This window comes from Mesorhizobium sp. M6A.T.Cr.TU.017.01.1.1 (assembly GCF_004023115.1).
GTDB classification, from domain to species: Bacteria; Pseudomonadota; Alphaproteobacteria; order Rhizobiales; family Rhizobiaceae; genus Mesorhizobium; species Mesorhizobium mediterraneum.
Map to the genome: position 1 here is coordinate 1 of NZ_RZTA01000138.1, position 14,393 is coordinate 14,393.

Annotated in this window: 9 protein-coding genes and 2 pseudogenes; 4 read left to right on the plus strand and 7 right to left on the minus strand. The window is 61.9% G+C overall.

What is annotated here, in order from left to right; translation table 11 throughout:
* The 3 genes from EOB36_RS29505 to EOB36_RS29515 all read right to left on the minus strand — a co-directional run.
* Positions 1–425 (minus strand): glycosyltransferase family 39 protein (locus tag EOB36_RS29505; RefSeq protein WP_128286265.1); only part of this gene is annotated, 425 nt, incomplete at its 3' end.
* A gap of 83 nt (positions 426–508) precedes the next feature.
* Entirely contained in the window at positions 509–841 is a 333-nt protein-coding gene (locus EOB36_RS29510) for a lipid-A-disaccharide synthase N-terminal domain-containing protein (protein ID WP_095489606.1), read from the minus strand.
* Positions 834–1,562, minus strand: coding sequence for a glycosyltransferase family 2 protein (locus EOB36_RS29515; RefSeq protein ID WP_128286261.1), 729 nt, complete (start codon positions 1,560–1,562; stop codon positions 834–836). The genes EOB36_RS29510 and EOB36_RS29515 overlap by 8 nt, the downstream gene beginning before the upstream one ends.
* 260 nt (positions 1,563–1,822) lie before the next feature.
* On the opposite strand from EOB36_RS29515, the gene tyrS reads away from it, so the two are divergent.
* Together tyrS and EOB36_RS35495 are read left to right on the plus strand one after the other, a co-directional pair.
* A complete protein-coding gene (gene tyrS, locus EOB36_RS29520; RefSeq protein ID WP_128286262.1) occupies positions 1,823–3,076 on the plus strand; it encodes a tyrosine--tRNA ligase in 1,254 nt (417 codons plus the stop codon).
* Between the two features lie 518 nt (positions 3,077–3,594).
* Positions 3,595–3,897, plus strand: a pseudogene (locus tag EOB36_RS35495) (alpha/beta fold hydrolase); the annotation flags it as partial.
* A 34-nt stretch (positions 3,898–3,931) separates the two neighbouring features.
* On the opposite strand, the gene EOB36_RS29530 reads toward EOB36_RS35495, so the two are convergent.
* Genes EOB36_RS29530 through EOB36_RS29540 form a run of 3 tightly spaced genes read right to left on the minus strand, consistent with a single transcriptional unit; the run spans position 3,932 to position 10,724 of the window.
* On the minus strand, positions 3,932–5,176 hold the full coding sequence (locus tag EOB36_RS29530) for an adenylate/guanylate cyclase domain-containing protein (RefSeq protein ID WP_095489609.1): 1,245 nt from the start codon (positions 5,174–5,176) through the stop codon (positions 3,932–3,934).
* Complete coding sequence (locus EOB36_RS29535; RefSeq protein WP_128286263.1) at positions 5,173–5,562, minus strand: response regulator; 390 nt, start codon at positions 5,560–5,562, stop codon at positions 5,173–5,175. Before EOB36_RS29535 ends, EOB36_RS29530 begins: the two co-directional genes overlap by 4 nt.
* The gene (locus tag EOB36_RS29540; protein ID WP_128286264.1) at positions 5,559–10,724 is read right to left on the minus strand and encodes a GAF domain-containing protein; all 5,166 of its coding nucleotides are present in this window, start codon (positions 10,722–10,724) and stop codon (positions 5,559–5,561) included. Before EOB36_RS29540 ends, EOB36_RS29535 begins: the two co-directional genes overlap by 4 nt.
* A gap of 841 nt (positions 10,725–11,565) precedes the next feature.
* On the opposite strand from EOB36_RS29540, the gene EOB36_RS29545 reads away from it, so the two are divergent.
* On the plus strand, positions 11,566–11,904 hold the full coding sequence (locus EOB36_RS29545) for a 4a-hydroxytetrahydrobiopterin dehydratase (protein ID WP_095489695.1): 339 nt from the start codon (positions 11,566–11,568) through the stop codon (positions 11,902–11,904).
* A gap of 170 nt (positions 11,905–12,074) precedes the next feature.
* Positions 12,075–12,446 carry a hypothetical protein gene (locus tag EOB36_RS29550; protein WP_095489612.1) on the plus strand — a complete coding sequence of 124 codons (372 nt, stop codon included), beginning with the start codon at positions 12,075–12,077 and terminating at the stop codon, positions 12,444–12,446.
* A gap of 437 nt (positions 12,447–12,883) precedes the next feature.
* Here EOB36_RS29550 and EOB36_RS29555 read toward each other — a convergent pair.
* Positions 12,884–14,393 (minus strand): annotated as a pseudogene (locus tag EOB36_RS29555) (AsmA-like C-terminal region-containing protein); the annotation flags it as partial.

Here is a 14,393-nt window from a genome sequence, read left to right on the forward strand (position 1 = left end):
GACGTATAGATCTGCGCCAGCGCGCCTTGCGCTATCACGCAGCAGGCCAAAAGCATCGCGTCGGTCTTGGCGTCACGCCCCTCGAAAGCCGTCGCGAAGATCGCAGCCATGACGAGGCCGGCGGCCAGACCGGCGTTGGCGCCGAAAAGATTGGCCCCTGTCCAGGCCGTCGCCACAACTGCAATGGCGATGCCCAGCGCCGAGACCAGTCGATACACCCAGATCGGCGCCTCGGTGCCCTCGCCGCTCAGCGCGACGGCTGCCGATTGCAACCAGTAGATGCCGATCGGCTTCTGGTAGCGTGAGCGTTCCTGGAAGCGAATGTCGACATAGTCGCCGGTCTCGGCCATCTGTTTGGTGGCCTGGACGAAGCGCGGCTCATCGCGGTCGAGCGGCGGCATGGCCGCCAGTCCCGAAATCGTCATCAGCAGGCTGAACAGGAAGAGAAAAAGATAGTTCCTGCTCGCCACGTCAGCCTCTTCGGTTGCTTCTTACGGAGGCAGGTCGCTCAGTCGACCTTCGTCATCGCCGCCTTGCGCTCATTGGCAATCAGCCAGAGATTGCGGACATAGATGAACATGCCCATGGATTGACCGGCGATGAACACCGGATCCTGCCGCTGGATGGCATAGATCAGCAGCAGGCTGCCGCCGAACAGCGAAAAGAACCAGAAAGCGATCGGCACGACGCTGCGCTTGGCTTTTTCCGATGCGATCCACTGCACGACGAAGCGCATCGAAAAAAAGAACTGAGCGACGAAGCCCAGCAGAACCCACGCATCGAATTGCTTGACGAAGACCTCGTGAAGCCAGATCGCCAATTCCTGAAGCACGTTAGCCATGCCTGATTTCCTCTGTTTTTGGCATTCTCCGGCGCCTACGGCGCAGCCACCAGACACCGGCGAGATCAAGCACCCCTTGCAGGCCGCGATCGAAAATCCCGTAATTCGACTTACCGTGGCGGCGAGAACGGTCGACGACGTCGCAATGCACGACGCGATACCCCTCCTGGATGACGAGCGCCGGAACAAAGCGGTGCGTGCCGTCGAAGAACGGCAATTTCCTAAGGATACCGGTATGGATCGCCTTCAGGCCACAGCCCGTGTCGCGGGTCTCGTCATGCAGGATGGCCTTTCTCAGCCAGTTGGCAAAACGGGATGCCAGTTGTTTGATCCTGCTGTCGCGGCGCTTCAGGCGCTGTCCTTGCGCAACACCGAAATCGGGACCGGCCTGCCGCAGGGCGTCGACCAGCACTGGAATATATTTGGGATCATTCTGGCCGTCGCCATCGATCGTAGCGACGATATCGCCGCGGGCCGCCCATGCGCCTGAACGCACCGAGAGCGACTGGCCGGCGGATTTCTCATGCCGGAGGTGGCGAAGCGGAAACGGCCGAAGTGCTGCCTGGGCGGCAAGGACCGAAGCAGTTTCGTCGGTCGAGCCATCGTTGACGACGATCACCTCGAAGTCGCGCCCGGCCATCGCCGCCCCGATCTCATCGAGCAGAAGCGGCAGGTTCGCCGCCTCGTTCCGGCAAGGAATGATGATGGATATCTCCGGCATGTCGCGTCGGGCTCTGTCACAGGATATGGCATTCGATTCGATGCCGTGCGGTGCCGTTCCAGCGGGTTAAGTGCTGCAAGAACCCGCTGGCGCGGCGCCTCATTACGCCAGCCCAAACGATGAAGCAAGCATCCGCCCGCCATCCGCGCGGGCCGCAAAACCGGATTCCCCTTTTGCTGATCGCGCTTGGATGCTAAACGCCCGCGTTCACGCATGCCACGCTCGATCCGCTGCGGTTGGGCGCTTTCGGGAAAGAAAAAATGTCCGTCTTCAAATCCGATTTCCTGCGCATAATGAGCGAGCGCGGTTTCATCCACCAGATTTCGGATGATGCCGGCCTCGACCAGCTTTTCGCCAAGGAAACGGTGAGCGCCTATATCGGCTTCGATGCGACCGCCAAGAGCCTGCATGCCGGGTCGCTGATCCAGATCATGATGCTGCACTGGCTGCAGCAGACTGGTCACCGGCCGATCGCGCTGATGGGTGGCGGGACCTCGATGATCGGCGATCCGTCGTTCAAGGACGAGGCACGCAAGCTTCTGACGCCGCAGGACATCGAGGACAATCTTGCCGGCATCCGTCGCAATTTCATGCCGTACCTCAAATTCGGCAGCGGCCCGAACGACGCGATCATGATCAACAACGCCGACTGGCTGATGGAGATCAACTACGTCAACTTCCTGCGCGATGTCGGCCGGCACTTCTCCGTCAACCGCATGCTGGCCTTCGATTCAGTCAAGCTCAGGCTCGAGCGCGAGCAATCACTGTCGTTCCTCGAATTCAACTACATGATCCTGCAGGCCTATGACTTCGTCGAACTCTACAAGCGTCTCGGCTGCCGGCTTCAGATGGGTGGTTCCGACCAGTGGGGCAACATCGTCAACGGCATCGATCTCGGCCATCGCATGGAGGGCGCGCAGCTTTACGCGCTGACCACGCCCCTGCTCACCACCTCGTCCGGCGCCAAGATGGGCAAGTCGGCTTCAGGCGCCGTCTGGCTCGATGCCGAAATGCTGTCGCCTTACGAGTTCTGGCAATACTGGCGCAACACCGAGGACGCCGATGTCGGCCGCTTTCTCAAGCTCTACACGACGCTGCCTCTGGACGAGGTCGCGCGTTTGGAACGGCTTGGCGGCTCCGAAATCAACGAGGCGAAGAAGATCCTAGCGACTGAAGTCTGTACGCTGCTGCACGGCCGTGCCGCCGCCGAGCAAGCGGAAGAGACGGCGCGCAAAACGTTCGAGGAAGGTGTTACCGCCGACACGCTGCCGACTGTCGAAGTGGGCAGGGCCGATCTGGAAAGTGGCGTCGGCATATTGTCGCTGTTCGTCATCGCCGGACTTGCCGCGTCCAACGGCGAGGCGCGGCGACACATCCAGGGCGGCGCCGTGCGCCTCAACGACCAGCCGGTGTCCGACGATCGCAAGGTGGTGACGCTTCAGGATCTTGGCCCGGAAGAGGTCGTAAAGCTGTCGCTCGGCAAGAAAAAACACGTTCTGGTGCGGCCGGTCTGACCAGAGCCTGATCCACTCCGATAGAATCGGGATGGGGCTCCGTTAGCCACGATCTTTTCCGAAAAACCGGTTTCTTGCTGCGCTGACCTTCGGTTCGGGATCACGGCCTAAGTAAAACTTAATCAGGTGGCTACTGAGAATGGCCGAGATGGGTGAATATTGCCATTCGTCTCATCGATCGGAACGAGCAGGTAGCACCACTTGCGGACGCTTCAGGGCGATGCACCGAACGTCTTGTTCGGGGCCGAAGGCTGCCAGTCCGCTTTGTGCAGCCAAGGTGGAAAAGCAGATATTCGCCTGGATGAGGCGGCCGCCGAATCTCACCCAAGTCGGACGGGCTGGAAGAAAAGGGCCCGAGAAGCGATAGAGAGAGGGCGGGGGCACTCGTTCAACGAGCGCTGCTAATTCGGAATGGGCAGCGATTGACGCTTCGCCTCATCCGAGGCCGGCTTTGCGAAGTCCTTCGATATAGATTGCCCGGTCCTCCGGATGGACGAGCGGATGGTGCTTCTCAACCAATTGGGCTCGCTCGCGAAGGAGTCGCTGTCCTACGCTTCGACTTCACGGGCTTGGGATCGAGCGAGGGCGAATTCGCCCCGACGAATTTCTCCTCGAATGTCGCTGACCTCCGTTCGACCGTCGACTATCTGCGTAATCATTACCGAGCACCGTCCTTGCTGATCGGCTATTCGATCGGAGGGTGCGGCAGTCCCTGGCGATGGCCAAGGATGTTCCCGAGGTGCGCCATCGCCACGATCGGCGCGCCCGCCGATGCCGTTCATGTATTGAAGAATTTCGGAACGAGCCTCAAGGAGATCGAAGGGAGAGGAAGCGGACATTTGAATGTAGGCTCGATCAATCCATGTTGATCCGCGGACCTGTCGCCCCGTTCAGCAATCGCTTCAAGTGGAAGCTCGCAAGCTGGTCCTCTGCGCGCCTGCCTACTTCAGCAGCGAACGAGGTGACCGCACTAGGGTCGCCGGCTTCCAGCTTGGCGAAGGCGGCGAGGTAATCCTTTGTCGCGAGGTCGTCGCATTGCTCAGGCCGCAGTGGCTCGAAAGCGCGCAGCGACTCCGTTCGTCCTCTCAACACGAGGTCACCCACCGGCCGCCCTCGGAAATTCACAACTTGCCTCGCGACGCTCTCGCTCACGCAAATACGGGTGCCTAGTTGCTTGTTGGCGGCTTCCAGCCGCGCCGCGATGTTGATGGTGTCGCCATAGGCGGAGTAGTCGAAGAAGCGGGCGCCGCCGAAATTGCCGACGATCGCCGGCCCGGCGTGGACGCCGATGCGGGTGGGGCCGAGCGCCACGCCCCTGGCGCGCCAGCCGGCGCGGAAGTCTTCCGAAAAGTCGTCGAGGTCAAGCGCGCTGGCGACCGCGCGGGCGGCATGGTCGGGCTGCTCGCCCGGCGCGCCGAAGAGTACATGCAGTGCGTCCCCGACGATCTTGGCCACCGTGCCCTCGTGGTGGAAAACGATTTCGGTCATGCCGGCGAGGTACGCGTTGAGGAGTTCGCCCAGTACCGCCGGGTCGAGCGTTTCCGCCAGCGCAGTGAAGCCGGCGATGTCAGTGAAGAGCGACGCCACCTCGCGTCGCTGCCCGGCAAGCTCGCCAGCGTCGCCGGCGAGCCGCTCGGCGAGGTTGGGCGAGAAGTAGCGCGACAGCGAGGCGTGCGCGCGCTCGGCCGCCACCTGCCTGCCCCGCGCGTCGCGCAGAAGGGAAAGGTGCCTCAGCGTCTTGGCGATAGTCGTCTCGAGGTCGGCGAAATCGATCGGCTTCATCAGGAAATCGAAGGCCCCGCGGTTCATTGCGGTCCGGATGTTGGCCATGTCGCCATAGGCCGACAAGATGATGGTCGACAGCCGCTCCTCGGCGTCCTGGAGCTTCGCAAGAAGCGACAGCCCGTCCATGCGCGGCATGTTGATGTCGGTAACGACCATTTCGATGTCGGGATTGGCGGCGATCAGGTCGAGCGCCTCGACGCCGTCGCGGGCGAAGATAAAGCTCACGGCGCCGTCGCGGATTTGGTGGCGGAATTTCTGCAGGACCAGCGGCTCCAGGTCCGGCTCGTCGTCGACGACCAGGATCAGCGCCGTCATGCCGCGAACCCGACGCGAACGTCGATCTCGCCGCGTAGCGCGACGAAATCGAGCGGCTTCGTCAATAGTGCCTCGGCGCCGTTTTCCAGCGCCTTCCTATTGGTCTCTGCGTCGCCATAGGCGGTGATCATGATCACGGGCACATCGGGACGCAACGCCCTCGCTTTCGGCAGAAGCTCCAGGCCGCTCATGCCCGGCATGTTGATATCCGACAGGATGAGGATGAGCGAGGCGCTGTCCGCTGCCTCGATTACGTTGAGCGCCTGCGGCGCCGAAAGCGCGAAGGCCATGGCGAAGCGTCCTACCCTAAGATCGCGCCGGAACTGCTGTCTGAACAGCACCTCCACATCAGGCTCGTCGTCCACGACCAGGATGAGCAGACTCAAGCGTTGCCTCCTGCTTTGGCGAGCGTCGCGGCCCCGCGCGGCAAGACGATGCGGAATTCGGTGAAGGCGCCCGGCTCGGTGTCGACCTCTATGGTGCCTGCGTGCTGTTTCACGACGATGTCGTGGCTCAAGGACAGGCCGAGCCCCGTACCCTCGCCCGCCGGCTTGGTGGTGAAGAACGGGTTGAACATCTTTTCCTTCACCTCCGACGGGATGCCGGTGCCGTTGTCGCGGATCCTGATCTCGACCGCATCGCCCAGGCTTTTCGTCGATGCCGCCAACACCGGCTCGTAACCCGTTTCGCCTTCAGCCGCCCGCCGTTTCGTCGTCGCGTAAAAGCCGTTGGAGATCAGGTTCAACAGCACGCGGGTGATCTCCTGCGGAAAGAGATCGACCTCGCCGGCGCCTGGATCGAAATTCCTTTCCAACATGATGTTGAAGCCTTTCCCCTCGGCGCGGGCGCCATGATAGGCGAGGTTCAAGCTCTCCTCCACGACGGCATTGATGTCGACCGGCCGGTGCTCGCCCGAGCCCGAGCGCGAGTGGAGCAGCATGTTCCTGACGATCGAGTCGGCGCGCTTGCCGTGCTGTACCACCTTGTCGAGATTGCCCTTCAGCATGTCCGACAACTCATCGATCTCCGCGCGGATCTTGTCGTCAATCGCCGCGCCTTGCAGCGCCTCGCGCAACTCCACGACCAGGTCGCCGGACAGCGAGGAAAAATTGTTGACGAAGTTGAGCGGGTTCTTGATCTCGTGAGCTATACCCGCGGTCAGCTGGCCGAGCGAGGCGAGCTTTTCGGTCTGCACGAGCCGATCCTGGGCCTTGCGCAGGTCGTCCAGCGAGCGCGACAGTTCCTCAGTGCGCGCCTGCACCTGATCGAACAGCCTGACGTTCTCGATCGCGATCACGGCTTGGTCGGCGAACGTCTGCACAAGTTCGCCTTGGCGCGAAGTGAATGAATTCGGCTCCATCTTCCCGAGGAAGAACACGCCCTCGACCTTGCCTTCTCTGAGCATCGGAACACCCATCAGCGCCCTTGTGTCGGTGATTGCCCGGAATTCCTGCAGATTGAAATCCGCATCCTCCTCCACGTCGGGTATGTACTCGATACTACCCGAGAGGGCTACGCGTCCCGAAAGCCACCGGCGGTCGATTGCGATCGGATGATCCATCATCCAATCGGTTTTTCTTTCGGAGATAGTGGCGCGGCCACGCAGCATGTTGCCGTAACGAAGGAAGATTCCGCCATAGCTTGCTCCGCACAGCTTGGCGGCCGATTCGACCAGAGCGTTCAACACGGTGGGCAGGTCGAAAGCCGCGCGGCTGATCACCTTCAGCACATCCGCCGTCGCCGTCTGCTGCCTCAGCGCCTCGCTGACATCTGCGGTACGTGCCTGCACCTCGTCGAACAGGCGCACATTCTGGATGGCGATCACCGCCTGGTCGGCGAAGGTTTTGACCAGTTCGATTTCCCTCTCGTTAAAGGGCCGCACCTCGGTGCGGATCATGGCAAAGGTGCCAAGGAGTTCGCCTTCACGAAGCAGCGGCACTGCAAGGACGGTGCTCATGCCGCCGACCGCGGCAATCGCCGAATGTGTATATTCGGGGTCCACGGTGACATCTTCGATCTGGATGACGCGCAGTTCTTCGGCAGCGCGCCCCACAGCCGATCCGCGGCCGGGTTCCGTCTGGTGCGTTTCGCCATACTCCCTGAAGCCCGGGGGAAATCCGGTGATGGCCGCATATTCGAACCTGCCATCGATAATTCGTTCGAGGCAACCCTTGTCCGCGCGACACAGCCGGACTGCCGATTCCACGAGAGTGTCCAGCACCGTCTGCAGGTCGAAGGCGGATGCGCTGATGACTTTCAGCACATCTGCGGTCGCCGTCTGCTGCTGGAGCGACTCGCTGAGCTCCGCCGTGCGCGCCTGGACCTCATCAAACAGGCGGACATTCTCGATGGCGATCACGGCCTGGTCGGCGAAGGTCTTCAGAAGTTCGACTTGCTTGGCGGCAAGAAAGCCCGTCTCAGCACGCCCGACTGCTATGCAACCGATGGGCAGGCCGTCACGCAGCACCGGCACGGCGACAACGCTGCGCAGGCCCGAGAAAGCCGCCGCGGCGCGATGCGTGAACTCACTATCCAAGGTGAGGTCCGGGATCTGCGCCACCTCAAGATAGAGAATCGCCCGTTCGGCGGCACTGCCGCGAGTAGGTGCCACGGGAAAGGTGTTGCGTACGATCTCAACGCTTTCTTCGGTGATGCCGTGATGCGCGACGAAATGCAGAAGCTGGCCATCATATCTGTAGACAAAGCAGAACTGCGCTTCGCACAGACGGGCGGCACTTTGCGCGATCATGTTGAACACCGGCTGCACATCAGTGGGCGAGCGGCTGATGACGCCAAGCACATCGCTGGTCGCCGTCTGGTACTCTAGCGCCTCGGTGGCCTCCCGCGTCCGCTGCTGCACTTCCTCGAACAGGCGGACGTTCTCGATCGCGATGACGGCCTGGTCGGCGAAAGTCTGAACGAGTTCGATCTGGCGCTCGGAAAACGGGCCTGGCTTTGCACGCGCCATCGAGAAGACACCAATCGGGATCCCTTCGCGCAACAACGGCACCGATAATCCAGCTGCGAACTTTCCTATTTTTGGCACATCTGGAGTACCATACTCCAAGTCCAGGGTCACGTCGGGGACATGAACGACCACCCTTTCCAATGCGGCGCGACCAACCCAGGAATCCCGGCCAACCCGATTGGGATGGGCTTCCTCATGGGCTCTCAACTCAGGCGAGTCCCCATGCGAAGCGGATATGCGGTAAACGTCGCCGTCGAGCATATATATGCCACCCAGTTCGGCCCCGCATAACTTCACCGCGGATTCTATCAGCGTCTGAAGCACCGCCTTGAGATCGAATGTCGAGGCACTGATAACCTTGAGCACGTCCGCCGTCGCGGTCTGCTGAGCAAGCGCTTCGGTCAGTTCGGCCGTCCGCGCCTGCACCTCTTCGAACAGCCTGGCGTTCTCGATCGCGATCACCGCCTGGTCGGCGAAGGTCGTGATCAGTTCGATCTGGCGGTCCGAGAAGGGCACCGTGCGCCTGCGCGCCGCCGCGATGACGCCGATCGGATCGCCATCGCGCAACAGCGGTACGCCAAGAAAGGTGCGCGCGTCGCTCAGCTTGATCCATTCCGAGCGCGTATAGGCCGGGTCGGCGGTCGCGTCCGGGATATGCACCGTTCGCCGCTCCAATGCCGTGCGTCCGGTGGTCGTGCCGCGGTCGAGGCTGACCGGATTGGCGCGCCAGTAGTCGATCTGCGCGGCGTCCGCCGGGTGCGCCGCCACCAGATGATATTTCCCGTCATCCTTGCGCATGTAGACATAGGCATAGTCCGCCTCGCAGAGGTGGCCGGCGGTCGTTACGATGGTGTCGAGGACCGGCTGCGCCTGCGCCGGCGAGCGGCTGATCACGCCGAGCACGTCGGAAGTGGCGGTCTGGTATTCCAGGCTTTCCTGCAGATCCCTCGTCCGCGCCTGAACCTCCTCGAACAGCCGAACGTTGGAAATGGCGATGACGGCCTGGTCTGCGAAAGTCTTGAGCAGCGCGATCTGCTTGTCGGTGAAGGGCCGCATCTCGATGCGCCGGATCATCAGCGCTCCGACCGCCTCCCCGTCACGCAGCAGTGGGATCGCAAGGATGGTGCGGAAGCCGAGCCGGTGGGCCATTGCCCTACCAGTCGCAAAGTCTACACCCGCCTCGGTCAGGTCATGAACATGGACCGGTGCCCGGTCGAGCACCGCGCGACCGGTGACCACGTCACGGGCGACAGGCAGCCCGGCGTCGTCGACCGGAATTGGCCCATGATGCGCCCCGACCGCCAAACGATCGCCCTGCCGCAGATAGATTGTCGCGTCATGGGCATCGCAGAGACGCGCGGCGCTTTCAGCGACGGCGTCGAGAACCGGTTGGATGTCGGTGGGCGACGCCGCGATGACGCGCAGGATGGAGCCCGTCGCGGTCTCGCGCTCCAGGGCCTCGGTCACTTCGCGATTGCGCGCCTGCACCTCGTCGAACAGGCGCACGTTCTCGATCGCGATGACCGCCTGGTCGGCGAAACTCTCCACAAGTTCGATCTGGCGTTGTGAGAACGGCCCCACGGTTCGTCTCGCCATGCCGAAGACACCGATCACCTCTTGGCCTCGCTTGAGGGGGACCGAAAGGGCCGCGCGGAAATCGCCCATGGTAGCCGCTTCCGGCCTTTTGTATTCCATATCCTTGGACACGTCGGGCACATGAACGGTTGCCCCTTCGAGGGCGGCTCGACCTTGAAATGTCCCACGCCCGATCGGGTGTGGATGGCTCTTCTCATAAGCGCGAAGTTCATCGGTCCAACCGGTCCCGGTCATGACCCGTAGCCAATCGCCATCGCGCAGTGAGATCGCGCCCATATCACCGCCGGCCAGGCGGATCGCCGAATCGAGTAGCGTCTGCAGTACGGGTTCAAGGTCGAAGGCCGACCGGCTGATTACCTTGAGCACGTCGGCCGTCGCGGTCTGCTGAGCCAGCGCTTCGCTGAGTTCGGCCGTCCGCGCCTGCACTTCTTCGAACAGCCGCACGTTCGAGATGGCCATCACGGCCTGGTCGGCGAAGGTCTTCAGAAGCTCAATCTGCCTGTCGCTGAACGGTCTCACCTCTCTTCGCCGCAGGCTAATCGCACCGATCGCTCTTCCATCGCCCACGAGAGGTGTCGCCAGAATGGTGCGAAAGCCGTACTGAATGGCCATTTCCCGGCCTGCCGCGAATTCGGCCCCGGCTTCGGATAGGTCTTCGACCTGCACGGTCCTCGCATCGATCACCGATCGCGCCATTACCCGGTCGCGCTCCAGCGGCCACGGCGCCTCGTCGACCGCAATCGGGCCCGAATGCGCACCGAGATGGAGCATATTGTCCTTCTTGAGCCGGATGATCACGTCGTAGGCGTCGCAAAGACGGGCGGCGCTCGCCGCCACAGCGTCGAGGACCGGCTTGATATCGGTCGGCGACGAGGCGATGACGCGAAGCAGCTCGCCGGTCGCCGTCTCGCGTTCGAGGGCTTCGTTGAGCTCGAACGTGAGAAGCTCAATCCTAGCTTCGAGTTGGCCGTGTGATTCCCGCATGTGCAGGTTCTAGCCCTCGGTCGCACCGCTGCCCACTAAGTTGAGACACGAACCATAGGCAGAATAAAGCTAAAAATACTAGGTCACCGACGGTCGATCGATTCGTCCCCCATTCGCAGCGAGGAAGATCGGTAGCCCGACTCTCGACGTTTTTTTTCCACCGATAGAGCGGTTCGCCAGAAATCAGAACCTTTAGGTGGCACTTCCTGCTGAGGGCCTGCGTGGGCTTGATCGCGACCTTCCTGTATCTACGAGCAATGTCAGGTGTTGGCGCAACGGCGATGTTCAGGGTGGTCGCAACGTCTGCATCGGGCCGCAGCAAACATCACCTCAACGGCCGACATGGGGCGCGAGTTCGCCGTCTACTGACTAATCCGGCGGCTAGGATCGGCGGCGCAAACCGGTTCTGTTCGGGCTTGAGCTTGCCGTTCACAATACCTGCGCCATAACGGTTGTGTGGGAATGGATTTTCGCAAATCCGTCGATGAAGCGATCGATGGGGTAGGTCTGCTGGCCGGCCTGACCGGGCGATACAGCCAGTCGCCGGCGCTGGTGGTCAGAGAGCGTCCTCGGTTCGGGCTCGCGATCGGAACCCGGTCGAGATCGTCTCTGAACGGAAGACGGCCCCGTTGCCGCTGATGATCTGAGATGAACAAACACCCGAAACGGAGCCGGGGTACCGATCGACCGAGTCGACAAAAGCGCCGCGATCGGCCGAGGGAGACGGACAACAAGCGCCTTGCCGATCAGATTCGCAAGTTTCTCCGTAAGCACTATGCGAGCAAATATCGAGTGCGGTAAACAGTGGTCGCTCCACTTGGAACAAGAAGGGGAGATCGTCATGGCAGAGAGCATTGCCCAGAAAACCTGTACACCTTGCCGCGGCGGCATACCGCCGCTGACCGAGAAGGAAGCCAGCGGATATCTTTCCCAGACGCCCGGCTGGAATCTTCTGGAGGCCGGACACCTGATACGCCGCAAATTTAAGTTTGCGGATTTCCGGGAAGCACTCACCTTCGTCGACGGGGTCGGCCGGTTGGCGGAAGAGGAAGGGCACCATCCGGAAATCTGCTTCGGCTGGGGCTACGCGGAAATCTCGCTGCAGACCCATAAGATCAGAGGCCTGCACGAGAACGATTTCATCATGGCAGCGAAGATCAATCAGCTAGCTGGTCTGTAAGCGCCGCCCTTGCTCAGCGCAGGCCGAGCTGCGTGTCGCACTTTGCTATCGAAATCTGGAACCGCTGCCGATAGACGGTTCCAGATTATCCCCATGCCCCAAAGAAACCACGTGGTCTGCTGAAACCCAAGCCCTCCCAAATCGTTGTGGTGTTAAACGGAGGACCGACTATGCGCAATTTCCTGATCAATACGGTCCTTGCCTTGGCAATGGGCATTTCGGGCTTGCCGCTGATTACCGGCTCCACCGCGGCACAAGAATTCGAGTTCAGCATCGGCCGCGATGGCCCGCAACTGCGCACGCGCGAACGTTGCGATCCTTACGAAGACGATGACTGCTACGAAGATCGTTATGTCGAGCAGCGGGTCGTTCGTCGCGGCTGCACGGAAGGCCAAGCGCTCGACAAGGCCGAGCGGATAGGTGTCCGACGGGCACGCATCGTCTCGGCGGGTCGTCGCACCATCGAAGTGCGCGGTCGGTCGCGCGATGGTGAGCGCGTCTATCTGACTTTCGGCCGCGAGCGCGGCTGCCCCGTCTATTGACGCAAGTCAGTGCGAGCCGATGACCACGGCGATAGGTGCCGAGTGTGCGGGCGGAGTAAGACCGTCCAGGGCTAGGCTGTGGGACCGCCAGAAGTTGGACTACCCCTTGGGGCAACTCCCGCTAGCGCGAACGCCCGCTTTGGAGAGGTGCCGGGAACGTCCGGTCATGTGTAGGGTTTCGGATGCCGGCCCAAGCGAAAGCCTGTCCTCCGGCAGGGGGCCGGCGTCGGAAAGCCTCCAGGGAAGGAAACCGCGACCTCAATATGTATGCCGGCAATGTCTGCTTACGGAAAGTGGCAAAGCTTGCCTCGACGGCCGACATTGGGCGCAAAGCTGCCATTCCTTACGTGCGCGGAAACCGTCGTCTATTCAGCCGGGGCGAGCTAGAGTCCGCTTTGGGTCAAGACTCGGTCGCTTGAAGTGATTGCGGTTTGACCTCACCGATACTCGAAGATCGACCTGAAAATTCCGGGCGCGATCACCGACAGCGGATTGACGTCCAGTTTCGGTTTGTTGGCATCGCCCCTGAGCCGGTAGGTCACGCCGATCAGGCCGCGATCGCGGCCATTGCCGAGCAGCGCGCCGAAAAGCGGAAGTTCGCCGAAGATGCGGTTGAGGCCATAGACCGGCATGAACGTGCCGGTCATGTCCATGTTGTTGTTCCGGTCGTAGAGCGTGCCCTGGAAGGTGGTGCCGATGCGTGGACCGCGCAGCACGCCATTGGCCAGCTTGAGATAGCCGGCGCCCTTCTCGATCTCGGAAAAGCCGCGCTCGAACTTCACTCTCGACGTGTCGATATTGGCTTTGACGGCTTCGTTGAGGCTGCGGCTGTCGCCGGCCGGCGTCGTCGATACGAGCGAGGCGAGTTTCGGCTCGTTGACCACGAAGAAGTTGCTCGAATCGACCTGGCCCTTCATCGGCCCATCGCTTGCCCCCGCGAGCGCCAGTGTGATCGAACCGCCCTCCATATGCTCGTAAATGTTGAGGAACCGCAGGATGGCGCCGGCATCGGCCGACGTCATGTTGAGGGCGCGCCTGCCGGCGCCGGTCGTATTGCTGATGCTTATGGCAGCACCCGAACTTGCCGTGGCGCTCACCCTGAGCCCGTTCACCCTGGAGCCGGCGGCGCTGTAGTCGAGCTTCAGGTTCGACAGTGTCTCGTTGTGGAAGCCGGTCAGGGAATTGACATCGGCGCTGACGGAAATTGCGTCGGAACCCGTGGCCTTGGTGGCGGTGTCGACATCGGACGTGAATTGCTTGATCAGCGAGCGCGCGTCCAGCGCGTTGCCGCTGATGTCGATAGCGTAGCCCTTGCCCGATCGTTTCACCGACACGGCAACGTCGTCTCCCCGGTTCAACGTGACCTTGCTGAACCGCGCCGAGGACAGGGCGCCGTTGACCAGCACCACGCCGCCGTCGATCGAAAAAGTCTTTCCATCCAGGTCGAAGTCGGACAGCGTCGTGGTGTCGCCGGACTTGGTCATGGCAAATGTGACCTTGGCTGGAATGCCGGGTCCCTTGCTCCAGCCTGCCCACGGAATGTCCAGCCTGGCGTTGGTCAGGTCCGCCGAAACAGTCTGGTTGCTGCCGCCGCTCTTGTCGATCGCAACCTTGATGGTTCCGGAAAGCAGCGCCGACAGGCCAGGCATGGCGGTTGCGCGCATCTTGTCGTCGAGCACCAGCGCCACTTTCCGGCTGCGTGGCGGCCCGGCATTGTTGAGCGGCTCGATCAGGTCGAGCTCGGCTGGAATGCCGTTCAGCAGCGCCTTGGCGGAGATCACGGCCCGATTGGGCTCGACAGTGATCGAACCGTTGGCCTGCGTCACTGCCTGGCCTTCGAACGGCTTGGCCAGCGACAGGTCCTTGTAGTCGAGCGCCACCAGCCAATCGAGCTTCGAGGTGTCGACGCCAGACTGCAACGGAATGTCCGCTCTCACGTGGCCGGTC